The sequence below is a fragment of the Staphylococcus sp. HMSC057A08 genome (genome assembly GCF_001812925.1).
Lineage (GTDB): Bacteria > Bacillota > Bacilli > Staphylococcales > Staphylococcaceae > Staphylococcus > Staphylococcus hominis.
Genome location: NZ_KV810835.1, coordinates 1 through 294 on the forward strand (window position 1 = coordinate 1; position 294 = coordinate 294).

Here is a 294-nt window from a genome sequence, read left to right on the forward strand (position 1 = left end):
AAATTTGGAAGAAAAAGCATAAAAAAGCTTATTACAAATGGCGTATTGATGAGACGTACATCAAAATAAAAGGAAAATGGAGCTATTTATATCGTGCCATTGATGCAGAGGGACATACATTAGATATTTGGTTGCGTAAGCAACGAGATAATCATTCAGCATATGTATTTATCAAACGTCTCATTAAACAATTTGCTAAACCTCAAAAGGTAATTACAGATCAGGCACCTTCAACGAAGGTCGCAATGGCTAAAGTCATTAAAGCTTTTAAACTTAAACCTGACTGTCATTGTA

1 protein-coding gene is annotated in these 294 nt (G+C 33.7%); it reads left to right on the forward strand.

All coding sequences use genetic code 11. The annotated features are described in order from the left end of the window. Positions 1-294, forward strand: a 294-nt coding sequence (locus HMPREF2881_RS00895) for a DDE-type integrase/transposase/recombinase (RefSeq protein WP_141752618.1), incomplete at both ends; no start/stop codon positions are given.